Genomic DNA, 23,100 nt, shown 5'->3' with positions numbered 1-23,100 from the left:
ACTTTTTTACTTCAATAGTTAAAGCAGGACGTTTGGGACTAAATTAATCCCTATTTTCGGATTTGCCAAATCATAACAAATATAAAACCTCTTCCCATTTAGCCAATTGCCCAGATCCGTTGTAGTAGCTGTTAATGGCTGACTATTTAGGTAAAAAGTAATTATTAAAAACTCTTTTTATCAAGTCCCAAATTGCATTTGCATTTTCAGGTGTGACATTTAATTGAAGTACAACACTTATAATTGTACCGATAAATAAATTTATCCAATCAAATTTCCCTAATTATTTAGCTGTTTCACTTAAATGGTCAAGTCTTAAAATTATCTCATTTTGCTGATTTAAAATTAAAGGAATTGATGAAAGACTACTTTTTAAAACATCTATTTTTTCTGAAATTTCAGTATATTCAGAAAAAGAAAACTTTTGGTTACTAAAGTTATTAATATATTTTATTTCGGAGATTTCAGTTTTAAATTGTTGCCAAAGATTAGGAGATGTAACTTCTCTTTGTAAATAATACAGCCAATTGTCAAAAATATTTAAAGTTTCATCCCAACTTATTTTAGAACTTGAGTCCATAATTTGTTGGTCACCTGGAGAATGATTTACAAATAGTGAATTTGCATAATTTGAATCAATAAATCTGAAATAAAAGTCTTTATTTGCTTTATATTCAACGTGAGTATCACATACTCCCATAATATCTTTTTCTATTAATTCAAATTGATTATGAGAAAAGAAATCAATTTGTTGTATTAATTCAAAAAGAGAATTCTTTTGAGATGTTAGTAATTTCATTTTTCTTTTGGTTATAAAATTGCGTTAGATTCTTGACTCTACGTTGAGTTTGCTATTAACTAAGATATACGGCTAATAAAATCATGCTTATCATCCCACTTTAGGGTAGATAAGTCTGACTAGAGTCAGACTTATTCTATTATCAAATATATAATAATTATCTTATAAATCATCAAATGGACTTTTTAGTTGTTGTAGGCTTTTCGTAATTACAGGGGTACATACTTTGATCGTATTGTTCATGCATCGCTAATCAGTTTTAGTATTGTTCTTGTGGCAACGAAACTATTGTTTTGCGTGAGGGATAGTAGTGAAAATCCTCCCGATTTTTTTTCGGGAGATTGTAACGGATAGCCCGACCTTGTTGCTATCTAAATTAGGTTTTGGAACTGTGTTTTCTGCAACAAGGTCACGCCCAAATAAATAATTTTTGAACGCTGACTGGATTTATAAAGTGCTTTTGAATCCCTTATTAGCTGCGAATTCCCAAATCTTAATTAATTTTTTGAGATATCTAATTATCTAGTTTTCAAATTAAGCTATCTTTGCGCGCCGAACAATCGGAAGAAATACGACAATATGAAGTTTGATTTATTAAAAAAAGACCCGCAGTCGAAAGCCAGAGCGGGAAGCATTACTACTGATCACGGTGTGATTGAAACACCAATTTTTATGCCTGTGGGTACTGTAGCCTCAGTAAAAGGGGTGCACCAGAGGGAATTAAAATTAGATATAAACCCGGATATCATCCTGGGAAACACCTACCATTTATACTTGCGTCCGCAAACCGAAATCCTTGAAAAAGCAGGTGGATTGCATAAATTCATGAATTGGGACCGTAATATTTTGACGGATTCAGGAGGATACCAAGTGTATTCGCTATCAGCAAACCGAAAAATAAAGGAAGAGGGAGTGAAATTCAAATCGCATATTGACGGTTCATACCACTTCTTTACACCTGAGAATGTAATGGAAATTCAGCGTACTATAGGTGCTGATATTATCATGGCATTTGACGAGTGTACACCTTACCCTTGTGATTATAATTATGCAAAGCGCTCTATGAAAATGACACACCGATGGTTAGACCGTTGTGTGAATCACTTGGAGAAAGTGCCCGTTAAATACGGTTATGACCAAGCTTTTTTCCCTATTGTTCAAGGAAGTTGTTATAAGGACTTGCGTCAGCAATCAGCAGAATATATTGCCAATTCAAACCAAGTAGGAAACGCCATTGGTGGACTTTCAGTAGGGGAGCCTGCAGAGGAAATGTATGCTATGACGGAAGTGGTTTGTGAGATTTTGCCAGAAGACAAACCGCGTTACTTAATGGGCGTGGGAACTCCAATTAATATTTTGGAAAACATTGCCCTTGGAGTTGATATGTTTGATTGTGTGATGCCTACGCGTAACGCCAGAAACGGAATGTTGTTTACCGCTAACGGGACAATTAATATCAAGAATAAGAAATGGGAAGATGACTTTTCGCCTATTGACGAAATGGCTATCACTTATGTGGATACGGAATACACGAAAGCGTATTTACGTCACTTATTTGCTGCTAATGAATACCTAGGGAAACAAATTGCTACGATTCACAATCTTGGGTTTTATATGTGGTTGGTTCGTGAGGCTAGAAAACATATCTTAGCCGGTGATTTCAGACCTTGGAAAGAAATGATGGTGAAGAATATGAACCAGAGATTGTAAAAAAATGTTGATTTGCTTATTCGGTTATGTGTTTAATCGAGTAAGCAATCATAGGTTTTGGTTCTAAACAAATAAACGATTAACCGATTACACTTTTATGTTAACAATAATAGATAGATACATCCTGAAAAGATACTTAGCCACTTTTGCGGCTATGTTATTGATGTTTATACCTATTGGAATTATCATTGACGTATCAGAGAAGGTGAATAAAATGATAGAAAACAAGATTCCAATATTGGAAATTGCGATTTATTATTATCATTTTACCATCTATTTCGCCAATTCTTTGTTTCCCATCTTTTTGTTTTTGTCCATTATTTGGTTTACTTCAAAACTGGCTAATAATACAGAGATTATTGCCATTTTAGGTTCAGGGATATCTTTTACACGGTTTTTAAGGCCTTATATTATTGGTGCGTCAATTGTGTCAGTATTTGTTTTATTGATGGGTTTTTGGGTTGTTCCTGCATCCAGTGAAGGTTTCAATAACTTTAGATATACCTATCTTAAAGGAGGAGGAAAAGAGCAGATGCGTGGAGATAATACTGACGTTTACAGACAGATTAACGACAATGAGTTTCTGTATGTGAACAGTTTTAATCCGGTATCGAATGTCGCCTTTAATTTTGCTTTGGAGAAATTCAAGAAAGACCAATTAGTCTCTAAGATTACAGCCAGCAGGATAAAATGGAATCCAGAAGACAGTACCTACACCATGTATGATTTTACAAAAAGAACTGTAGGTATATTAGGCGACAAAATAGAGAAAATGCCAGAGAAAAAGACAAAGTTCAGTTTTGAACTGGAAGATTTGACTCCTGTGGTATATATTGCTGAAACGTTGAGTTTAAGTGAATTATTAGATTTCATTGATAAAGAAAAAAAACGAGGTTCCTCTAATATCAACGTCTACATGGTCGTTTTATATAAGAAATTCAGTGTGCCAGTTTCGGCCTTTATCTTGACCATAATTGCTGTTTCTGTTTCTGCGATGAAGCGCAGGGGAGGAATGGGAATGAACCTTACTATAGGAATCGCACTGGCGTTTGCTTACGTATTTTTTGATAAGATTTTTGGCGTACTTGCTGAAAAATCTAGTTTTTCACCTTTGATTGCGGTTTGGTTTCCAAATTTTGTTTTTGGAATTTTAGCGATCTTTTTACTACGAAATGCAAAACGATAAATTTAAAAGTTATTTAAACCTTCATTTAATTGTTTTTATCTGGGGTTTTACAGCCATTTTAGGCGCATTAATCACTATTTCTGCAGATGCTATCGTTTGGTATCGCATGTTGCTTGCGGGCGCTTTTTTAGGAGCGTTTATTGTTTTCAAAAAGAAATCATTTCGAATTCCTGCAACTGCACTACTGAAGTTGGTTTTTGTAGGCTTACTAATTGCCCTGCATTGGATTACTTTTTTTCACGCCATTCATGTCTCTAATGTTTCTATAACACTTTCCATTTTTTCATTAGGTGCTTTTTTTGCATCCCTACTGGAACCGCTTTTTTATGGTAGAAAAGTGCTGTGGTACGAAGTGCTCTTCGGGTTGGTTATCATTGCCGGACTGGGAATGATCATGAAAGTTGAAATTAGCTATCTGGAAGGAATGATATACGCTTTGGTTTCCATCATTCTGGGAGTGTTGTTTACGCTTATGAATGGGAAGCTGATAGAAAAGCACGATTCCTCAGTGATTTCCTTTTATGAGTTTATGTCGGGAGTTTTCTTTATTTCGATTTATTTTCTATACCAAAATAAATTCTCAGCTGACTTTTTTGTTTTGAGCGTTAATAACTGGATACTGATTTTGATTTTGGCTTCTATTTGCACCGCCTATGCATTTACCGCATCTGTAAAAGTTATGGAAAAGTTGAGCCCTTATACGGTGATGCTGACGACTAATTTAGAGCCGGTTTACGGTATTATTTTGGCCTATTTCATCATTGGAGGAAAGGAAAAAATGAGTACTTCGTTTTATATTGGAGCCGTAATAATCTTAATCACGGTAATCCTAAACGGAATTATCAAACACCAAGACAAGAAAGTCAAAGCATAGTCTTCTGTAATTTTGGGTTTTATGCCAAATTAGAGCAGTAGTAATAATTAATTTTGCTTGCTAATTCAGCAATCAAATTCCCTTGATTTTTTCTTCATTTATTCAACTTATCATGAAATGAACTATTGTTGTATGACTTTGTTCCAAGTGATTAAATTTCAGTACTTTTGGCACTCATTGTTGCATAATCCCACAATTGAGAAATGAGTAAAAAAGCAAAAATAATAGGACTTTCAATATTCGGTGTCCTGATGATATTGGTGTGTAAGTATGTTTACGATATGAATATCAACCATAATTTTGAAACTATTACTGAAGGCAAAGTATATAAATCGGGCGTTATTCCTCCAGATCAAATTGCTAGTTATGTCAAGGAATACCATATTAAATCAATTGTTGATTTGCGAATGCCTGGGACAAATGATTTGGTTTTAAACCCAGAAATACCTGGTGAATTACAGGCCGAAAAAACAGCAGTGGCAAAAATAGGAGGGGTGAACTATTTTAGTAATCCATCAGAGCAGGTGCCCAATAAAGAAAATATAGCGGTTTTTACCAAAATAATGGATAACAAGGACAACTATCCAGTATTAATACATTGTTACCATGGCACAGGTAGAGCCGAAATGTATGCTGCGCTATACCGAATAGAATATGAAAGTTTTACTAACGAGGCCGCACGGCAAGGGGTGAGGACGTTGATTACATTCAGTTCATTTGATGACGGAACACCCAAAGGAGAATATTTAAAAGCATACAAGTCAAGAAGTGAGTTGGCGAGCAAACAATAGTGAAATACTAAATATTGTGGTTTGATAGTCCAAATATGAAATCACTTTCCATACTTATCTTTAAATGAGCTAATGCATTTGTTTAGAATTATTTAACAGTTTTAAATATAGAAATACGCCCCCGTTTTTGAAATGTATTTAACTATTTTTGAAAGTGTTGGCGCAGGGTTTTGAGACTTAAATAGAAAATATAGCATTATGAATGATTTAATATTTTATATTTGCACTTCCAAATTAAAAACGAAAACGCACAAATCCTATGGAATATTTAGATTTTGAGCTTCCTATAAAAGAACTAGAAGATCAGTTAGCAAAATGTCAAGTGATCGGTCAGGAATCTGATGTTGATGTTACCAATACGTGTAAGCAAATCAACAAGAAACTAATAGAAACAAAAAAGCATATTTATAAAAACTTGACAGCATGGCAACGTGTACAATTGTCAAGACATCCAAGTAGGCCTTACACTCTAGACCATATTAGAGCTCTTTGCGGAGACACTTTCCTAGAGCTTCACGGAGATAGAGGCTTTAAAGATGATAAAGCCATGATAGGTGGTTTGGGTAAAATTGATGGACAATCCTTTATGATTGTTGGACAACAAAAAGGGTACAATACAAAAACGCGCCAGTACAGAAACTTTGGAATGGCAAATCCTGAAGGATACCGTAAAGCATTGCGCTTGATGAAAATGGCGGAGAAGTTTGGTATTCCTGTTTTAACGCTAATAGATACTCCAGGAGCTTATCCAGGATTAGAAGCAGAAGAACGCGGACAAGGAGAAGCGATTGCAAGAAATATATTTGAGATGGTTCGTCTTAAAGTGCCTATTATTACTATTATTGTAGGTGAAGGTGCTTCAGGTGGAGCATTGGGAATAGGTGTAGGAGACAAAGTATATATGTTGGAAAACACATGGTATTCTGTTATTTCACCAGAATCATGTTCTTCTATTTTATGGAAAAGCTGGGAGTACAAGGAACAAGCTGCCGAAGCTTTGAAACTGACTTCATCTGACATGAAAAAGCAAAAGTTGATTGATGATATTATTCCTGAGCCATTAGGAGGAGCGCATTATGATAGAGAGACCACATTCAAAACTGTAGAGCAATATATCACTAAAGGATATAATGAATTGAAAGACTTATCAACAAAGGACTTAATTGCCCAAAGGATGGATAAATACAGTCAAATGGGTGAGTATAAAGAGTAAAATCTTACAAACATAGAACTAATCCGAAGCCTCGCCGTTTCGGATTTTTTTTTGGTTATAAACAAAAAAGAGTTACTTATCAACAGATATTTGTAATAAGTCAACAGCAATATTTTTTAATTTTATGTTACTTTCGCTGTATGGAAAACTTCAAAAATGTAAACCCAATTAAGGTTGATAAAACGACAATAATAAACCTCGAAAAGGGGAAGTTACCACCACAGGTATTAGAGCTGGAAGAAGCAGTTCTGGGTGCCATGATGATTGATAAAAAAGGAGTAGATGACGTAATTGACATTTTACAGCCGGATGCTTTTTATAAAGAAGCACACAAACATATTTTTGAAGCAATTGTACAGTTGTTTACAGAGACTCAGCCTATTGACTTGTTGACAGTCTCTGCACAATTGAAAAAAAATGCCAAATTAGATTTAGCAGGTGGAGATTTCTACCTGATTCAGCTTACGCAAAAGGTGTCCTCATCAGCTCATATTGAATTTCACTCTAGGATTATTCTTCAGAAATTTATTCAACGCAGTTTGATCCGTATTTCATCAGAAATAATTGAGGATTCTTATGACGACTCAGCCGATGTTTTTGATTTATTAGACAAGGCGGAATCTAAGTTATATGAGGTTACTCAAGGGAATATTAAACGTAGTTCTGAAACGGCACAGAGTTTAGTATTGCAAGCAAAAAAGCGTATTGAAGAAATTGCCGGTCAAGAAGGATTGAGTGGTGTGGCTACCGGTTTTGAAAAACTGGATAAAATTACATCTGGATGGCAGCCAAGTGATTTAATTATTATCGCGGCAAGGCCAGCGATGGGAAAAACCGCTTTTGTACTATCTATGGCCAGAAATATGGCAATAGATTATGGAATGCCAGTAGCGTTATTCTCTCTTGAGATGGCATCAGTTCAGTTAATTACTCGTTTAATTTCGTCTGAGACCGGTTTGTCGTCTGAGAAGTTACGTACAGGTAAACTGGAAAAACACGAATGGGAACAATTGAGTACCAAAGTTAAAAATTTGGAAAAAGCACCTTTGTTTATTGATGATACGCCTTCGCTCTCTATTTTTGATTTACGTGCCAAAGCAAGACGTTTGGTTTCACAACACGGAATCCGAATCATCATTGTAGATTACTTGCAATTGATGACTGCCGGAGGAAATGGTAAAGGAGGAGGAAATAGAGAACAAGAAATCTCTACTATTTCTCGAAACTTAAAAGCATTAGCAAAAGAATTGAATGTGCCAGTTATTGCACTTTCCCAATTATCGCGTGCCGTTGAGACTCGTGGATCTAGTAAAAGACCTTTGCTTTCTGACCTTCGTGAATCGGGTGCGATTGAGCAAGATGCGGATATCGTGTCCTTTTTATATCGTCCTGAATACTATAAAATTGATGAGTGGGATGATGATGAAGCTTCACCTACCGCTGGTCAGGCAGAAATTATGATTGCAAAACACCGTAATGGTAGTATTGAAAACGTTCGATTAAAATTTATTGGACATCTTGGAAAGTTTGATAACCTAGAGGATCATTCTGGTGGTTATGATGATTTACCTTCGTCAATGAATCAGGATGATAATCCGTTTGTAACAAAAAATCTTCCTTCGCCACATGAAGCCTTTGGAAGTAATTTGAATGACGACGATGATGATAGTGATATGCCATTTTAGATAATATAAAAGCCTGTTTTAACAGGCTTTTTTTGGGCCTTATTTTTTAAGTGAATTTTTTGTAGAAGTATGCCAAGTGTTTTGCGTCGTTTTTCAACTAATAAATTGCAGTATTTTTATGTTAAAAACGTAAAAAATACTACTTTAGCGGTATAATATATTCTTTGATAACTAGATTTTTAAGAACTGAAAAAATAAATATTAATGTCTAAAGAAAACACATTGGAAAAATTATCGGAAAAAGTGGGATTTGCAATTAACTCAATTCCATTAAAAACCGCTCAAAAATGGGCGAAACGCTGGACTCAAAGAGAAGGTAAATACAATAAACATCATGAGTTAAACGCTTTTTTAATTCCAGCAGTTGATTTAAAAGAATTATTAGAAGAAGGGGGAACTCATGTTCGAGCCTATATTGGTGTTCAAAAAGTGAAGGCTGAGCAGAAAGGTGATAAACCAACTTATATCGAAAAGTTAATGTTTGTAGGGACAAAATATAATCCTGAAACAAAAATATACGAAGATCTAATCACTACTCCTGGTAAAGATGTAAGTGTTGGGGAACAAGCTGATGATATCTATGATTTTACAAAACCGTGCCCTCCTTATAATGACCCTAGTAGTCCTTTAGAAGTTTAAGTATGAGCTATATTTGGGATTTATTGGCTAATATTGGTTGTTTTCTTCTATTTGTAAATTTTATTTTATTTAGTTTAAAATTTATGATACAGGGCAGAGCTTTTAAAATATTTACGATTTATCTTTTAATTATTTTAGTTGTCCAGTTGCCATCTTTCTTTTTACAAAGTTTAAATATTAACAATCTTTTTTTATCTCATTTTTATTTTTTAGGCCAATTTATAGTGCTAAGTCTCTTTTATAAATCACTTTTTACCAATTCTTTACAAAAGAAAATTATAAATATTGGTTTTATATGCTGCTTTTTTATTTTAGGGATTCAATACAGTTTAGATACTAGTTTGCTTTTTAAATTTAATTTGTTCGAAATATTTTTAACCTCTTTCCTATTAGTTATTTATAGCGTTTTTCATTTTTACAATATGTTAAGTGGTAAAAAGGAATTCTATTATTTAAACATTGGTATAATGCTCTATTTATTTGGTAGCACAATTCTGTTTTTTGTAGGTAATCTTACTGCTTTAATGAGTGCTGAAATGAGTAAAATAACTTGGGTAACCAATGCTTTATTGTATGTTATTTACCAGCTATTTATTGCTTTTGAATGGTATAAGACTTTTTCAAAAAAAGAACAACTTACCATAGAATAATGATAAGCCAATCTTTGTTAGTTGCCTAAATAGCAGTATGCTTTTGTGTTTTAATATTTGGAGTAGTTTTTTTAATTAACATTAATGGTAAAGGAAATACATTTAGTAAATAATAAAAAAAACTCGAATTGCACGAAAGATTATTGGTCAGCTGGTTTTCTAAATGGAAAAGCTGACATGTTGAAGGTGACAATGCTGTGAGAGCTTATATTGTGGTTGATGATAATAATGTGAAGAAACTTATGATTGTTGGGACTAAATATAATCCAGATAGGGGAATTTATGAAGATATGATTACTGTTGGTGTTAGCACTAATGAGGAAGAGCAAGATGATATTTATGATTTTACGCGACCGTGTCCAACTGATTGTGACCCATCAAGTCCTTTATTAACTTAAACCGCATGAATAAAATATTGGCATTCATAGGATACTTTTTTTTATTACTGAATTTCATCCTTTTTTTTAAAAGCATTGCTCATAGAGGGAAAGCTTATAGATTGTTTGTTTTTTACTTAGGATTGATTCTTATAGTACAAATTTGGTCTGAGCTTTTAATTCGACAGAAGACAAATAATTTGTTTTTATCACACTTTTATTTCATTGGTCAATTTGTGATATTGACCCTATTTTATTTCAACCTACTGAAGAAAGTAGATTTGCAGAGAAAAATAGTTAAAGGAGCTTCGATTACAGTTTTATTAATTTTGGGATGGCAGTATTTTAATAACCCAAGTTTGTTTTTTGAATTCAATTTGCTTGAAATATTCGTAACTTCTTTTGTGATCATTATATATGCCGTTTTTCATTTTTTTAATCTATTAAATGAAAAGAAAGAGTTCTACTATATTAATATAGGTGTAGTCATGTATTTATTTGGGAGTACGATTTTGTTTCTTGCAGGAAATTTTATGATTTCCTTAAATCCGGAAATAAATCAACTGCCTTGGATTTTCAATTCCTTTCTATACATCGTTTATCACGTATTCATATTTGTAGAATGGAAAAAAAGTTATTCAAAAAAGAAATTAAATAGTTAAGATGAAAATAAATCCAGCTTATGAAAAAGAATTAGTATTGATTATTTTATACAGTTCTCTTTTCTTTATCGTTGTCGCAATAGTTTTAGTTGTCTTTTTCTACTATTCTCGAAAAAAGATTATCCAAAAGGAGGTAGAGAAAAGAAGTTTAGTGATTCAACATCAAAGAGAGCAGTTACGAGCTGTAATTATTACTCAGGAAGACGAACGAAAACGAATTGCGCAAGATCTACATGATGATATTAGTTCTAAATTGAATATTGTTTCTTTAAATAGCTATTTGTTGAATACGCCAAATTTATTGGATAATGAGATTTCAGAAATCACGAAAAATATTATTGATTTGGTAGGGAAAGCACTGGAGAATACCAGAAGGATTGCCCATGATTTATTACCGCCGGTTTTTGATCAGTTTGGTCTTGATGCTGGTGTAGAAGAATTATGTTTAGAATTTATATGTAGTAAAGCCGTGCAGGTTAATTACAAGAATGAAGTGGAATTTGACAAAGCGGATAATGACAGACATCTACATGTTTTTAGGATTTTACAGGAGCTTATGAATAATTCTCTGCGACACGGAAAAGCTAAGAACATAAGCGTTTTATTCGAAAATATAAATGGAGGAGTTAATTGTAGATATTCGGATGATGGTGTTGGTTTTGATGTCAATTCCAAGGAAAATAAAAATGGACTTGGGATGAAAAATATTGAAAGTAGAGTAGATTTGTTAAATGGAATGATAACCTTTGAATCAGAATTAAATAAAGGAATACAAGTTGTTTTTAATTTTTAAACTATGGATGATCGTATCAGAATAATGTTAGTTGACGATGAAGTACTGTTTAGGAAAGGGATATCCTTTCTTTTGGGCAGGGAAGAAAATATCGATATTATTCAGGAAGCTTCTAATGGGGCGGAGCTTATCACTTTTTTGAACGAAAACGAGAGTCATCCTGACATTATTATTATGGATTTAAAAATGCCATTATTAAATGGTGTAGAAGCGACTAAAATTTTACACAAGGAGTTTCCAGAAATAAAAATTATTGCATTGACCAGCTACGATACGCCTTCTTTTGTAGCGAATATGATTAATGTGGGTGCAGTATCTTATTTGGTAAAGAACACCACACCTCAAGAACTCTTGAAAACCATTAATCAAGTTGCATTAAAAGGTTTTTATTATAATGAAAAGGTTCTTAAGGTAATTAAACAAACAGACTCCATTTCTAAAAATAATAAAAGTACGCTGGATAGTAATTTTCTTACTAGCAGGGAAATAGAAGTACTGCAATTAATTTGTGAGCAAAAGACTAATTTAGAAATTGGCGAAATACTTTTTATAAGTCCAAGAACTGTAGAAGGGCACAGAAATAATTTACTACTTAAGACCGGGTCGAAAAATAGTGCGGGATTAGTCGTTTATGCGATGCAAAATGATATCGTAATTATTGAATAAGGGATATTCCATTTTTAAATGGGATAATTTTAAGGTTTCGGTATTACTGCATTATGTGTTGAATTGAAAGGACATAAAATGTTATAATAGTGATTATCAGTAGTAAGAGCCCTAGTTTTTGCACTAATTTTAAGCTTTTGAAGGGGTTTTTTTCTTCATCGTGGTTCATAAAGACGTTTTTTTAATTTTTATGTCCAAATTTAATACTAGTATTTAATATGGGCATACGTGTTTATACCTGTTTCTAATTTCTTTTAGAAGTGTATTTAGGGAATACTTTTTTGTGACTGACCACATTTTTTAATTACATTGCTTAAAAGCGAATCTTAAGATAGAGGTATTTTGTGGTCGTATGTTTAGTAGTATTTGAAATTGCTGGTTTATAGATTTTTGCCCATGAAGAGTTTCATGGATAGATCATGAGATTTCAATCAATAAAAAAAAAGGATTCTTTTCAAAGTATTAAAAATCATGAAAGAAGAAAATTTATTGACAAAGCGTAAAAAGCAATAATAAGGGTTACGAGCACTAAGGCACCTACTTTTTTAAGGATGTTGAAACTATTAAATGTGCTGGGATTGTTGTTGATATTCATGGTGGCTTTTCTTTATGATTACTAATAACTTAAACAAATTTAAGATTTACAATCTAGTTATGTGCGCGTGTTTTTACGTGTTTTTTATTGTTTGATATATTCTTTATAATTCAGTTTCTTTTTAAAGCTAGTTTTAAGTAATTTAAAGCTTTTCCTTTTCTATCTTTGATATAAAATAGTTTAAAATGTTGTCCAAAAATATAGTGTGTTTCTTTTTCTTATTAATTTCAATGGGTACAAAAGCTTCTTTTATTTTGTTACCTATGGATGATAATTCGCAACAGAATCATCTGAAAGCGTATGGGATTACATTTTGGTGTTTAGAAAAAAATTACAAGGCCAGTTGGTTACTCAATTATCGTGGTGGGTCATTTTTATTACCAGATGTATCAGAAATACGAAAGGAATGCCAGATTCGCGGAGTGAGTTTTGAAATTCTTTCAGATAGTGAAGAAGAAAAGATTCTTGCAGTAATTTCTAGTCCATCGCAAAATATGGAAACCGTTATTCTTGAAAAGGCACCAAAAATTGCCGTTTACACTCCGAAAGGCAAAAAGCCATGGGATGATGCGGTTACTTTAGTTTTAACATATGCCGAAATTCCATTTACAGCAATTTATGATGAGGAAGTTTTAAGTGATCAGTTAGTGCTTTATGATTGGCTGCATTTGCACCACGAGGATTTTACAGGACAGTACGGAAAGTTTTTTGGTGCGTATAGAAATGTGCCTTGGTATATTGAGCAAAAAAATGAAGCAGAGGAACTAGCTATTAAATTAGGGTATAAAAAAGTATCCCAAGAAAAATTAGCTGTTGCTAATAAAATTAAGAATTTTGTTATTGGTGGTGGATTCATGTTTGCGATGTGTTCTGCAACTGATAGTTTTGATATTGCTTTGGCAGCTGATGGAGTTGATATATGCGAACCTATGTTTGACGGGGATCAAAGTGAAGCAAATTATCAGTCGAAGATGAATTATGGTAATTCCTTTGCCTTTAAAGATTTCATATTGGAGAGAAGACCAGAGAAATATGAATTTTCGGATATTGACATGACCGAAAAGAGAAGAATTCCGATGGATAAAGATTATTTTACGCTGATGGAATTTTCTGCAAAATGGGATCCTGTTTCTAGTATGTTGTGTCAAAATCATACTCAGTTGGTAAAGGGGTTTATGGGGCAGACGACTTCTTTTGATGCTGCGTTAATAAAGTCTAATGTGTTGATTATGGGAAGTTGCGAACTTAATGGTGAAGCACGTTATATCCACGGTGAAAAAGGCAAAGGAATGTTTACTTTTTTTGGAGGTCATGACCCCGAGGATTTTCAACATCATGTGGGAGATAGTCCTACTGTTTTGGATTTGCATCCTAATTCGCCAGGCTATCGATTGATACTGAATAACGTGCTATTCCCTGCTGCTAGAAAGAAAAAACAAAAAACCTAATGGTAGATTTTCTATCATGAATTAATTTTCAATTTTATTGAGCAAATGGATTTCAAAACGATTTTACAAGAAATAGTACAGGATTCAAATACATTTTCAAGTATAGGGAATGTAACCGTGACGATACCGGAATTAGCTAAAGTCAACCCAAACAAATTTGGAATTCATTTGACAACTATAAGCGGAGAAGATTTCGGAATAGGTGATAGTGAGGAAAAATTTTCTATTCAAAGTATCTCTAAAGCACTAACGGTGGCTTTGGCTTTTTCTTTTTTAGATGAGAAAATTTGGAAAAGAGTTGGGGTGGAACCGTCTGGAAGTGCTTTTAATTCCCTTATCCAATTAGAATATGAAAAAGGAATCCCAAGAAACCCATTCATAAATTCTGGTGCTATCGTTATTGCTGATATGTTAGTTTCATGTCTGGATAATCCAAAGGATGATTTTCTAGAATATATTAGGATGATTTCAGGAAGTCCAACTATTAATTATAATTTAGCTGTGGCCCAATCCGAGAAAGACACGCGTTTTAGAAATGCAGCTTTGGCCAATTTCTTGAAGTCTTTTGGAAATATCGAAAATGATGTTGACGAAGTGCTGGATTTTTACTTCCATCAATGTTCGATAGAAATGTCATGCAAAGAGTTGGCGCATTCTTTCTTCTTTTTTGCTAATGAAGGTAAAAGTAAAGATGGAAAACAAATTTTGACCAAAAGTCAAGTCAAGAGACTCAATGCTCTAATGCAAACCTGCGGTTTTTATGATGAGTCTGGTGAGTTTACTTATAAGGTAGGGTTGCCGGGTAAAAGTGGAATCGGAGGTGGTATTGTCGCTTTATTCCCTAAAAATTTTGTAGTTGCCACATGGTCTCCCAAATTAAATAAGAAAGGAAATTCAGAATTAGGTATGCATGCTTTGGAATTATTGACTACAAAAACCGGAATGTCGGTATTTTAGTAGATGTCAATTCAACGAAAATTCAAACCAGATTGGAATGTGATCAGATATTTTTCTAGCTTCTTTCAACGTACTGAAGTTTTTGTAAAATGAAATAATTCCCGATTTAAGTTTCTTAGTTTTTGCAGTTTTGTAATAGATATTGTCAAATTCAGAGGAAAGACATTTATTGTTCTTACATTTTTGTTTCAGGGAGGTTTTTTGCCCAACTAAAATTGACTGATACCCCATTTTTTTTAGTGGATTGAATACCGTATGGGATTGTGGACAATTAAAATCACCAGTAAATATTAAATTCAAACTAGGATATTCAGCAGGTAAATACTTGAAATATTTTATCTCACGCTCAGGTTGCTTGGTTTTGGTTATCGCATGATAATTGACTAAAGTAAATTGCTTGCTGTTATGTTGAAACGTACAGTAGTAGGGTTCTCTTTCAATCTCTAGATGGTATTTGTTTTCAAGCCAAGCGCGGCCTATTTTTTTAAGCTTGTTTGCTTTCCAAATAAAAGCATACCGTTCTTTTTTATACGCATTTCCGCTTGTTGGATTACTGATAACATAGTCCCATTTGGCCCCTTTTCGATTGAGTTCATCAGCAAGCTGAGCAACAGCTTGCGCGCCACCGTAGCCTGCAACAACCTCTTGGATTGCAATAATGTCATAGTCACGAACTGTTTCTACAATGAATTCAATTTCAATTTTGGACTTTGATTTCCCGAAGTTTTCTAAATTCCAAGATAGAAGTTTGGTTTGGGAGTGAAGAACGGAACAAAAAAGAAGTATGAATATCGAAATGAATTTTTTCATTTATTTGGATAGAACAGGAGGTGTAATATGGTGCAAATTAATCAAATATTTATGATAATTGGCTTTACGTACAGCAGTTATATTGTACTAGCAAAAATCTAGGGGTGTACTATAAAGTAAGTGTTAATAATCGTCTAATTTTAATTGATATTCATATCCATGTACGTCCGTGGCTAGTAACGCCTTGCGACTGGTGCGTTCCCCAACAATTTCTATTCCCTTCGCCTCATAGCTGCGAAGCATACCTATTCCCGCTTTACCGTCCATAGTTATTGTGCCGGTGACTTTATTACCATCTTCATCAGTACCATGAACATGGTAATTGTTTTCTATTTTACTAAATCGCTTTTTATTAATTTCATAGTCAAACATTGAATCAATATGGTTCTTATTAGGTTCTGGCAAAATTTGTTGGTCGTAATTTTTAGACTCGACTGTATTATGGCTTTTATTTTTGAATTTATTGTCGTTGGTGCAAGTCATGAAAGCGATTGACAGACTTAGGACAATTAAACTAACGGGGGTTATACTACGAATCATTACGTTTATTTTTAAAAAAATTAGGGTGGTCACTTTTTTGGTTACGGAAAACCTCCTTTGAAGAAGACTTTTTTTATAGATTGGAATGCAATATTTATTATAGTAGTACTGTTTTTGGAGTTAGGTATTCATGGTGCTATTGTAAGGCTAATTAGCTATTTTTATCTAGTTGTCAAGCACTATCTAGTGTACTGCTTGCTAGAGTATATTAGATTTTTCTATTTTACTGTTATAAACTTTTTTTTTAACTTCATTTACAAAATCGATAGTATCGTTTTTTGATTTTAGGGGTATGCGTTTTATGATAGATATTCCGTTCTTTAGATTTATCTTTATTCCATATCGCTTATAGTTGTTCGTTTTTACTATTGTCAGGATAATCAATAAAGATGAGATAATTAAAATGAGGTTAGCTTGTAAGTGGAAAAATGCAAAAAGAGCTATAATTATTGAAGACATAATTATAGCAAACTCATAAAGGGGGTTGATTTTGTTTACAGTAATGAAGATATCTTTTAAGTCTGAGATCAGTATGTCGTTTTTCGTTCCTGATTTATATGTGATGTGTAATCGGTCATTGTCGATAACAATTTGATCTATTTTTGAATTAATGTACATGGGGCATTTTTTTTGGGATTGTTTTAATTTTTCGGTTATTTTTTCACATTTTTATTTATTCAATTTTTTTAGGTTCTAAATATAGAAGTGAATTATACATAGTTGTGTATTTCGTTGGCTGTCCACTTAGTTGTGACAAACGTACTGCCAATAATTGGCACTTCTTTACGGTAAACCCCATTCGACGAAAAAAAAACAGAACTCGAATCAGTTAAAGTGACAGGATTGAATTACAGCTTTAAGTATTATAGTTGTTTCAGAATGTATTTATTTAGTAGAGCTGGTATGACTGTAAATACTGTTAGGCTAATAAATAAGCTCTTGTAAGAACAATAAGTGATATAAGAACTGCGAATGATTTAGCTTTTTTAAAGTAGATTTATTCACAACAAGCATTGGCTATTTTTGTTTTTATCTTCGAAAACTTTTTGATTTGTTTCGCGTTTAAAATAGATTTATCCTGGGCTTTTTGTAGTCGTTTAGCTAATAGCTCAGATTTTATTTTCATGTACGGATATTTCGCCAGTGAAATTGGATTTCCATTCAATGACTTCTTATAGTGTTTGATATATTCTTTTACATAATTATTATAGTCATCAAGACGTGCGGTCCATTTTGCAGTTTTAACTTGATTTTTGATATCTTCAATTGTGATGATTATTGTGTCGTTATTTTCCATGTCTAATGATATATGAAGTTAAAATCACGCAAACATAGAAACATTAAGTACGCTTTCCTTACGGTAAACCGTAAAGAAAATAATAAAGAGAATATTTAAAATCAAGTGACATGTTCAAGTGGTTAGGCTTACGTCTTTTGAAGGAATAATAGAGGCGACTTATACTAAACCTAAATCTTTGGATATAGCGATAAGATGCACATTGTTATTCGCTTTGAAGTATATTTTAAGTTTATTGATGCGTTTTTCTATGCTACTACTACCATTTGGTATGATGCCTGAGTTTTTAAGTTCTGAAGAAATTTCATCCAGGATATATCCTTTAGATAGTAATTTTAATAGAGTGATGTCATACGATTCGATTTCGAGTAAAGAATTATCTCTTAAAGCATGAGACAATTCTGCAGATAGTACTTTCTCATCAGTGGAATAAATGCTTTGAATGGCTTTCTGAAGCTGTGGAATACTGTTGCGACCTTTTGAAACATAGGCATTAATTCCTAAATTGTTAAAAAGAGATTTTATTCTATAGGACTTATCTTCAATCGAAAATACTATTGTTTTAATATTTGGTTGTATTTTTTTTACCGCTTCAATGAGTTCGTCACCGCAAGTCAGTTTGTTTTCTCGATGGTCAGTCTTGAACGATAAATCGCTAATTAGGAGATCATAGGGAACTTTGTCTTGGAGTGCCTTTTTTATTTTTAATAAAGCATCATCGCAGTATCTTGCATGATCTATCTCTGTGATAGAAAGGGCTATTAATGCTTGCTCGACAGCGTTGCTTATACTGTCTAAATCTTCGGCTATTAGAACTTTTTTAAACATGAGTGAGCTATTATATTTGAAAGTGATAAGTTTTTTTTTAAGTCTTCGTTTAATCTGAGATCAAAAGTAATAGTTCCTTTTATAGGATGTATACGGTTTTCCACATTTTGAGGTCGTTTTTCGCTTTTTTTGCTGAAAGTGTCTTATTGGTTGGTAACAGTTTGATACAGAAGTATTTTTGAAAAGAAAACTAGATTAGCTTTGGTACGCTTAAGCTAACGAGAAGTGAGGCGCAGTAGGGTGTAGTTAATTATTACGCTAATGGGGTATGCAGTTTGTAGGCCCTTGAGTATAGGCTTTTTTAATATATCAGAATATTTGAAAAACAAAAAACCCCATTTGCCGTGGCTAATGGGGTTTCTTTATAAGTAAGTAAGCTAAATTGAGTTGATAAAACGTTTATTTTACTTTATTAAGTACAGCTTTGAAAGCTTCAGGGTGGTTCATAGCTAAATCAGCAAGAACTTTACGGTTCAATTCGATATTATGCTTTTTTACTTTACCCATGAATTGTGAGTAAGACATTCCTTCCAATCTAGCTCCAGCATTGATACGTTGAATCCATAATGCACGGAAATTTCTTTTGTTCACTTTTCTGTCACGGTAAGCGTAGCACATTGCTTTCTCTACCGCATTCTTAGCTACTGTCCAAACGTTTTTACGTCTACCAAAGTAACCTTTGGCTAGCTTCATTATTTTTTTTCTTCTTGCTCTTTTTGCAACTGAATTTACCGATCTTGGCATAATTTTATTGTTTTTTTGTAGCAGGCGTCCCGAATTGAATCAAGAGAACTTAAAGGCCATACTCCAAGGTTATTTTAAATTGTTTTAACCTAAAGAATTTCTTTAGTCAAATGTTTTTAAAGTCAAATATCAAAAGGCACGTGGCTTAGTGACGGTATAACTCTAAGACGTCCGACTAATTATATAATTCTTAATTGTTGTTTGATGCTTTTCATATCTGATTTGTGAACTAGCGCTGAATGTGTCAAAGCTAATTTACGTTTTTTAGATTTTTTAGTCAAGATGTGACTTTTAAAAGCATGCTTTCTTTTAATCTTTCCAGAACCAGTAACTTTAAATCGTTTCTTGGCGCTAGATTTGGTTTTCATTTTAGGCATTTTTTCCTAGTATTTTAATTTATTCTTACTTACTTATTTTCTAGTCTAAAGTATGAATATCTAGTGCCTGATGTCAGTAGCTGACTTTTGACCTTAGACCTTCGACTTTACGACTTATTTCTTTTTCTTAGGAGCAATGAACATAATCATTCTCTTTCCTTCTAGAACAGGCATCGCTTCCACTTTACCAAATTCCTCTAAATCCGTAGCCAATCTTAATAATAAGATTTGACCTTGATCTTTATAGATAATAGAACGTCCTTTAAAGAATACAAAAGCCTTCAGCTTAGCACCTTCTTTTAAGAATTTTTCAGCATTCTTTCTCTTAAATTCATAATCATGCTCATCAGTTTGAGGACCAAAACGAATCTCTTTTACAGTTACCTGTGTAGATTTTGCTTTTAAGATTTTATCACGTTTCTTTTGTTCGTAAACAAATTTCTTGTAATCCATAATCTTACACACTGGCGGTTCAGCATTTGGTGAAATTTCAACTAAATCTAGTTCAAATTGATCCGCTAAACGTAAAGCTTCTGAAAGTTTAAAAACTCCAGGCTCTATATTTTCACCTACAAGACGTACTTCTTGTATACCACGAATATTGTTGTTGATTCTGTGGGCATCCTTTTTTTCTACGCGAGGTTGGTAACCTCTGTTGCTTCTTATTGCTATGACTTTATAATTTAAGTTAAACTGTAAATACTTTTAATGTTTTTTTAATCTCTTCATCAATTATTGCGGCAAATTCCTCTATTGTAATAGTGATATTACCTTTTCCTTCTTGTCCATGACGACGGATAGAAATGGTGCCGTTTTTTTCTTCTTCTTCTCCTACAATCAGCATAAACGGGATCTTCTGCATTTCAGCATCCCTAATTTTCTTACCAATAGTTTCGTTTCGGTTGTCAATCGTGGCGCGAATTTCGTGATTTTCTAGCAAATCTAAAACTTTTTTGGCATATATTTCATATTTCTCGCTTAAAGACAATATAATAGCCTGTTCTGGCATCAACCAAAGTGGGAAATTTCCGGCAGTGTGTTCTAGTAAGATTGCTATAAAGCGTTCCATTGAGCCAAAAGGAGCTCTATGAATCATAACTGGTCTATGTAATTCGTTATCAGATCCTTTGTAAGTCAAATCAAAACGTTCTGGTAGGTTGTAATCCACCTGAATAGTACCTAATTGCCATTGTCTACCTAGAGCATCTTTGACCATAAAATCTAACTTAGGGCCATAGAAAGCGGCTTCACCATATTCAACAACTGTATTCAAACCTTTATCGGCAGCAGCATTGATGATTGCATTCTCTGCTTTCTCCCAGTTTTCATCTGTTCCTATGTACTTTTCTCTGTTCTCTTTATCTCTAAGTGAAATCTGAGCGGTAAAGTTTTCAAATCCTAAAGAACCAAATACATATAGTACCAAGTCAATTACCTTTTTAAATTCTTCGTCCAACTGCTCTGGAGTACAAAAAATATGTGCATCATCTTGAGTAAAGCCACGTACACGTGTTAAACCATGAAGCTCTCCGCTTTGTTCATATCTGTAAACAGTTCCAAACTCAGCGTAACGTTTTGGTAAATCTTTGTATGACCATGGTCGTACATTGTATATCTCACAGTGATGAGGGCAGTTCATAGGTTTCAGTAAAAACTCTTCTCCTTCATTTGGAGTTCCTATTGGTTGAAAGCTATCTGCTCCATACTTAGCATAATGCCCAGAGGTGACATATAATTCTTTTTGACCAATATGTGGAGTAACTACTTGCTCATATCCTGCTTTTTTCTGTGCTTTTTTCAAGAATTGCTCCAGTCTTTCTCTCAAAGCAGCCCCTTTTGGCAACCACAAAGGCAAACCTTGACCTACTTTTGCTGAGAAAGCAAACAACTCCAACTCTTTTCCTAGTTTTCTATGGTCACGTCTTTTTGCTTCTTCAAGCAATAATAAGTATTCCGTTAAATCCTTTTGCTTTGGAAAAGAAGTTCCGTAAACGCGAGTCAACTGTTTGTTTTTCTCATCACCTCGCCAGTAAGCACCGGCAACACTCATGATTTTCATCGCTTTGATTATCCCGGTATTCGGAATGTGACCACCGCGACATAAGTCAGTAAAAGTATCATGATCACAAAATGTAATAGTCCCGTCTTCAAGATTGGAAATCATCTCCGTTTTGTAAACATTATCCTTATACAGGTCTAATGCTTCTGCTTTAGAAACAGGACGTAATTTGAATTCGTGTTTGCCTCTCGAAATCTCAAGAACACGATCTTCTATTTTTTTAAAATCAGCATCAGTGATCTTTTGGTCTTCAAAATCGACGTCATAATAAAATCCGTTCGAAATTGCAGGTCCAAGTGTTAATTTGATACCAGGGTACATTTCTTCAAGAACCTGTGCCATGACATGCGAAGTCGAATGCCAAAAAGCTTTCTTCCCTTCTAAGTCATTCCAGGTATATAATATAAGACTGCCATCCGTAGTCAAAGGAGTCGTTGTTTCAACTGTTGTACCATTAAAGGAAGCCGAAATTACATTTCTGGCAAAGCCCTCACTAATGCTTTTAGCAACTTCCATAGGAGTTACGTCTGACGCGAACTCTTTAACTGACCCATCGGGCAAAGTAATCTTAATCATTGTTTGTTAATTTAAGCTTGCAAATATAGTCTATTACAAAAACAGATACAATATATATGCAAGGTTTGTTCCATATATAGGTATGAAATCAATTTGTATGCTTTTCTTTTTAAGTTTTTTAGGAGCTGTTTCCTGCTATTCGCTACAATCTTATATGTCGAAGCCCGGCATATAAGGATTTTTGCTTCTATCAGGGCTAGGGAAATGGTGCTTAATAGTGTATTTGCTGTAATCGATGAATTAAGTACTTGTGAGAAAGAAAGAGTGTTGTGGTGAAATTGAGTTCAGCTATCTTTCATTTTATATAGATGTAAAATGTAGCGGCGATAAAGACAGTATTTGTCTTGTAGCATAAGACTGTATTTATAGGGATACAGTTAAACCACTTCTTTAGATTTTTTTTTTTCTTGAAAGAGTTCTGAAAATTAGTTACCGTGGCGGAGAGTTTGTATACTTATTATAGTATAGAGGGTTAAATCGCTTTTGTGAACTATGTCTTTCCTTTGAGGATAGCTTAGTAAGGGAAAGGTTATCTATTTAATTAGGTAGATATGGATAAATGACTTTTGTAACGCTCTCTTTCTTTTAGACAGGGAGGGAGCGCAGGATTTGTGCATTTATATAGTATGTATAGTCAAGGCAATTCCGGCAGGGCTTTCTTTTCGTCGGGTGGTTTTGTGTCTGTACTTCAAAATCGGGAGGGCTGAAAAAAACTTTCGTGTTCAAAACACGGGTTTTCAGTCGCTTAAAATTAAAGTTAAAAAAACATCAAAAAAAGGCATTTAAAAAGCTTGAATTATACAATAAAGGTGGTACTTTTGCAC

General features: G+C 33.6%; 24 protein-coding genes. 14 read left to right on the top strand and 10 right to left on the bottom strand.

Annotated elements, in window-relative coordinates; genetic code table 11:
* Positions 1-283: 283 nt before the first annotated feature.
* On the bottom strand, positions 284-799 hold the full coding sequence (locus HJ01_RS00150; RefSeq protein ID WP_007136204.1) for a hypothetical protein: 516 nt from the start codon (positions 797-799) through the stop codon (positions 284-286).
* Between the two features lie 579 nt (positions 800-1,378).
* Between HJ01_RS00150 and tgt the strand changes: the two genes are divergently transcribed.
* The 14 genes from tgt to HJ01_RS00080 all read left to right on the top strand — a co-directional run bounded on the left by tgt (position 1,379) and on the right by HJ01_RS00080 (position 15,045).
* Entirely contained in the window at positions 1,379-2,509 is a 1,131-nt protein-coding gene (gene tgt / locus HJ01_RS00145) for a tRNA guanosine(34) transglycosylase Tgt (RefSeq protein ID WP_007136203.1), read from the top strand.
* Between the two features lie 97 nt (positions 2,510-2,606).
* Positions 2,607-3,695, top strand: a complete 1,089-nt coding sequence (locus tag HJ01_RS00140; RefSeq protein WP_007136202.1) for an LptF/LptG family permease — start codon at positions 2,607-2,609, stop codon at positions 3,693-3,695.
* The gene (locus tag HJ01_RS00135) at positions 3,682-4,569 is read left to right on the top strand and encodes a DMT family transporter (protein WP_007136201.1); all 888 of its coding nucleotides are present in this window, start codon (positions 3,682-3,684) and stop codon (positions 4,567-4,569) included. The genes HJ01_RS00140 and HJ01_RS00135 overlap by 14 nt, the downstream gene beginning before the upstream one ends.
* Positions 4,570-4,772: 203 nt before the next feature.
* Positions 4,773-5,360 carry a dual specificity protein phosphatase family protein gene (locus tag HJ01_RS00130; RefSeq protein WP_007136200.1) on the top strand — a complete coding sequence of 196 codons (588 nt, stop codon included), beginning with the start codon at positions 4,773-4,775 and terminating at the stop codon, positions 5,358-5,360.
* 259 nt (positions 5,361-5,619) lie between these two features.
* Entirely contained in the window at positions 5,620-6,573 is a 954-nt protein-coding gene (locus tag HJ01_RS00125; RefSeq protein WP_007136199.1) for an acetyl-CoA carboxylase carboxyltransferase subunit alpha, read from the top strand.
* Positions 6,574-6,713: 140 nt separating this feature from the next.
* On the top strand, positions 6,714-8,258 hold the full coding sequence (gene dnaB / locus HJ01_RS00120) for a replicative DNA helicase (RefSeq protein ID WP_007136198.1): 1,545 nt from the start codon (positions 6,714-6,716) through the stop codon (positions 8,256-8,258).
* A gap of 204 nt (positions 8,259-8,462) precedes the next feature.
* Positions 8,463-8,897 (top strand): hypothetical protein, encoded by a 435-nt coding sequence (locus HJ01_RS00115; protein ID WP_007136197.1) that lies wholly within the window; start codon positions 8,463-8,465, stop codon positions 8,895-8,897.
* A gap of 467 nt (positions 8,898-9,364) precedes the next feature.
* The gene (locus HJ01_RS17535) at positions 9,365-9,547 is read left to right on the top strand and encodes a hypothetical protein (protein WP_138984261.1); all 183 of its coding nucleotides are present in this window, start codon (positions 9,365-9,367) and stop codon (positions 9,545-9,547) included.
* Between the two features lie 197 nt (positions 9,548-9,744).
* Positions 9,745-9,945 (top strand): hypothetical protein, encoded by a 201-nt coding sequence (locus tag HJ01_RS00105; RefSeq protein ID WP_040473548.1) that lies wholly within the window; start codon positions 9,745-9,747, stop codon positions 9,943-9,945.
* Between the two features lie 5 nt (positions 9,946-9,950).
* Positions 9,951-10,586: a hypothetical protein gene (locus HJ01_RS00100; RefSeq protein WP_007136193.1), complete on the top strand. Its 636-nt coding sequence runs from the start codon at positions 9,951-9,953 to the stop codon at positions 10,584-10,586.
* Between the two features lies 1 nt (position 10,587).
* Positions 10,588-11,379: a sensor histidine kinase gene (locus HJ01_RS00095; RefSeq protein WP_007136192.1), complete on the top strand. Its 792-nt coding sequence runs from the start codon at positions 10,588-10,590 to the stop codon at positions 11,377-11,379.
* 3 nt (positions 11,380-11,382) lie between these two features.
* On the top strand, positions 11,383-12,045 hold the full coding sequence (locus tag HJ01_RS00090) for a response regulator transcription factor (RefSeq protein WP_040473547.1): 663 nt from the start codon (positions 11,383-11,385) through the stop codon (positions 12,043-12,045).
* Between the two features lie 825 nt (positions 12,046-12,870).
* Entirely contained in the window at positions 12,871-14,088 is a 1,218-nt protein-coding gene (locus HJ01_RS00085; protein ID WP_007136189.1) for a hypothetical protein, read from the top strand.
* Positions 14,089-14,133: 45 nt separating this feature from the next.
* Positions 14,134-15,045 carry a glutaminase gene (locus HJ01_RS00080; RefSeq protein WP_007136188.1) on the top strand — a complete coding sequence of 304 codons (912 nt, stop codon included), beginning with the start codon at positions 14,134-14,136 and terminating at the stop codon, positions 15,043-15,045.
* A gap of 6 nt (positions 15,046-15,051) precedes the next feature.
* Here HJ01_RS00080 and HJ01_RS00075 read toward each other — a convergent pair whose 3' ends face one another.
* The 9 genes from HJ01_RS00075 to thrS form a co-directional block, all read right to left on the bottom strand.
* Positions 15,052-15,855, bottom strand: coding sequence for an endonuclease/exonuclease/phosphatase family protein (locus tag HJ01_RS00075; protein ID WP_007136187.1), 804 nt, complete (start codon positions 15,853-15,855; stop codon positions 15,052-15,054).
* 123 nt (positions 15,856-15,978) lie between these two features.
* The gene (locus HJ01_RS00070; protein ID WP_007136186.1) at positions 15,979-16,395 is read right to left on the bottom strand and encodes a hypothetical protein; all 417 of its coding nucleotides are present in this window, start codon (positions 16,393-16,395) and stop codon (positions 15,979-15,981) included.
* A 198-nt stretch (positions 16,396-16,593) separates the two neighbouring features.
* Positions 16,594-17,013, bottom strand: a complete 420-nt coding sequence (locus tag HJ01_RS00065) for a hypothetical protein (protein ID WP_040473544.1) — start codon at positions 17,011-17,013, stop codon at positions 16,594-16,596.
* A 379-nt stretch (positions 17,014-17,392) separates the two neighbouring features.
* Positions 17,393-17,692: a hypothetical protein gene (locus HJ01_RS00060; RefSeq protein WP_007136185.1), complete on the bottom strand. Its 300-nt coding sequence runs from the start codon at positions 17,690-17,692 to the stop codon at positions 17,393-17,395.
* Between the two features lie 159 nt (positions 17,693-17,851).
* On the bottom strand, positions 17,852-18,520 hold the full coding sequence (locus HJ01_RS00055; RefSeq protein WP_007136184.1) for a response regulator: 669 nt from the start codon (positions 18,518-18,520) through the stop codon (positions 17,852-17,854).
* A gap of 399 nt (positions 18,521-18,919) precedes the next feature.
* Positions 18,920-19,264: a 50S ribosomal protein L20 gene (gene rplT, locus HJ01_RS00050; protein ID WP_007136183.1), complete on the bottom strand. Its 345-nt coding sequence runs from the start codon at positions 19,262-19,264 to the stop codon at positions 18,920-18,922.
* A 179-nt stretch (positions 19,265-19,443) separates the two neighbouring features.
* Complete coding sequence (gene rpmI / locus HJ01_RS00045) at positions 19,444-19,641, bottom strand: 50S ribosomal protein L35 (protein ID WP_007136182.1); 198 nt, start codon at positions 19,639-19,641, stop codon at positions 19,444-19,446.
* 114 nt (positions 19,642-19,755) lie between these two features.
* Positions 19,756-20,313 (bottom strand): translation initiation factor IF-3, encoded by a 558-nt coding sequence (gene infC, locus HJ01_RS17245; RefSeq protein WP_394331846.1) that lies wholly within the window; start codon positions 20,311-20,313, stop codon positions 19,756-19,758.
* A 16-nt stretch (positions 20,314-20,329) separates the two neighbouring features.
* Positions 20,330-22,276, bottom strand: a complete 1,947-nt coding sequence (gene thrS, locus HJ01_RS00035) for a threonine--tRNA ligase (RefSeq protein ID WP_007136180.1) — start codon at positions 22,274-22,276, stop codon at positions 20,330-20,332.
* Positions 22,277-23,100 lie beyond the last annotated feature (824 nt).

The organism is Flavobacterium frigoris PS1, from assembly GCF_000252125.1.
GTDB lineage: Bacteria > Bacteroidota > Bacteroidia > Flavobacteriales > Flavobacteriaceae > Flavobacterium > Flavobacterium frigoris_A.
The sequence above is the reverse complement of the archived record's forward strand: the minus strand, read 5'-3'. Positions and strand labels throughout refer to the sequence as shown.

Coding starts and splice junctions, on each gene's coding strand:
- HJ01_RS00150 (WP_007136204.1), bottom strand. CDS start 799: ATGAAATTACTAACATCTCAAAAGAATTCTCTTTTTGAATTAATACAA.
- tgt (WP_007136203.1), top strand. CDS start 1,379: ATGAAGTTTGATTTATTAAAAAAAGACCCGCAGTCGAAAGCCAGAGCG.
- HJ01_RS00140 (WP_007136202.1), top strand. CDS start 2,607: ATGTTAACAATAATAGATAGATACATCCTGAAAAGATACTTAGCCACT.
- HJ01_RS00135 (WP_007136201.1), top strand. CDS start 3,682: ATGCAAAACGATAAATTTAAAAGTTATTTAAACCTTCATTTAATTGTT.
- HJ01_RS00130 (WP_007136200.1), top strand. CDS start 4,773: ATGAGTAAAAAAGCAAAAATAATAGGACTTTCAATATTCGGTGTCCTG.
- HJ01_RS00125 (WP_007136199.1), top strand. CDS start 5,620: ATGGAATATTTAGATTTTGAGCTTCCTATAAAAGAACTAGAAGATCAG.
- dnaB (WP_007136198.1), top strand. CDS start 6,714: ATGGAAAACTTCAAAAATGTAAACCCAATTAAGGTTGATAAAACGACA.
- HJ01_RS00115 (WP_007136197.1), top strand. CDS start 8,463: ATGTCTAAAGAAAACACATTGGAAAAATTATCGGAAAAAGTGGGATTT.
- HJ01_RS17535 (WP_138984261.1), top strand. CDS start 9,365: ATGCTCTATTTATTTGGTAGCACAATTCTGTTTTTTGTAGGTAATCTT.
- HJ01_RS00100 (WP_007136193.1), top strand. CDS start 9,951: ATGAATAAAATATTGGCATTCATAGGATACTTTTTTTTATTACTGAAT.
- HJ01_RS00095 (WP_007136192.1), top strand. CDS start 10,588: ATGAAAATAAATCCAGCTTATGAAAAAGAATTAGTATTGATTATTTTA.
- HJ01_RS00090 (WP_040473547.1), top strand. CDS start 11,383: ATGGATGATCGTATCAGAATAATGTTAGTTGACGATGAAGTACTGTTT.
- HJ01_RS00085 (WP_007136189.1), top strand. CDS start 12,871: ATGGGTACAAAAGCTTCTTTTATTTTGTTACCTATGGATGATAATTCG.
- HJ01_RS00080 (WP_007136188.1), top strand. CDS start 14,134: ATGGATTTCAAAACGATTTTACAAGAAATAGTACAGGATTCAAATACA.
- HJ01_RS00075 (WP_007136187.1), bottom strand. CDS start 15,855: ATGAAAAAATTCATTTCGATATTCATACTTCTTTTTTGTTCCGTTCTT.
- HJ01_RS00070 (WP_007136186.1), bottom strand. CDS start 16,395: ATGATTCGTAGTATAACCCCCGTTAGTTTAATTGTCCTAAGTCTGTCA.
- HJ01_RS00065 (WP_040473544.1), bottom strand. CDS start 17,013: ATGTACATTAATTCAAAAATAGATCAAATTGTTATCGACAATGACCGA.
- HJ01_RS00060 (WP_007136185.1), bottom strand. CDS start 17,692: ATGGAAAATAACGACACAATAATCATCACAATTGAAGATATCAAAAAT.
- HJ01_RS00055 (WP_007136184.1), bottom strand. CDS start 18,520: ATGTTTAAAAAAGTTCTAATAGCCGAAGATTTAGACAGTATAAGCAAC.
- rplT (WP_007136183.1), bottom strand. CDS start 19,264: ATGCCAAGATCGGTAAATTCAGTTGCAAAAAGAGCAAGAAGAAAAAAA.
- rpmI (WP_007136182.1), bottom strand. CDS start 19,641: ATGCCTAAAATGAAAACCAAATCTAGCGCCAAGAAACGATTTAAAGTT.
- thrS (WP_007136180.1), bottom strand. CDS start 22,276: ATGATTAAGATTACTTTGCCCGATGGGTCAGTTAAAGAGTTCGCGTCA.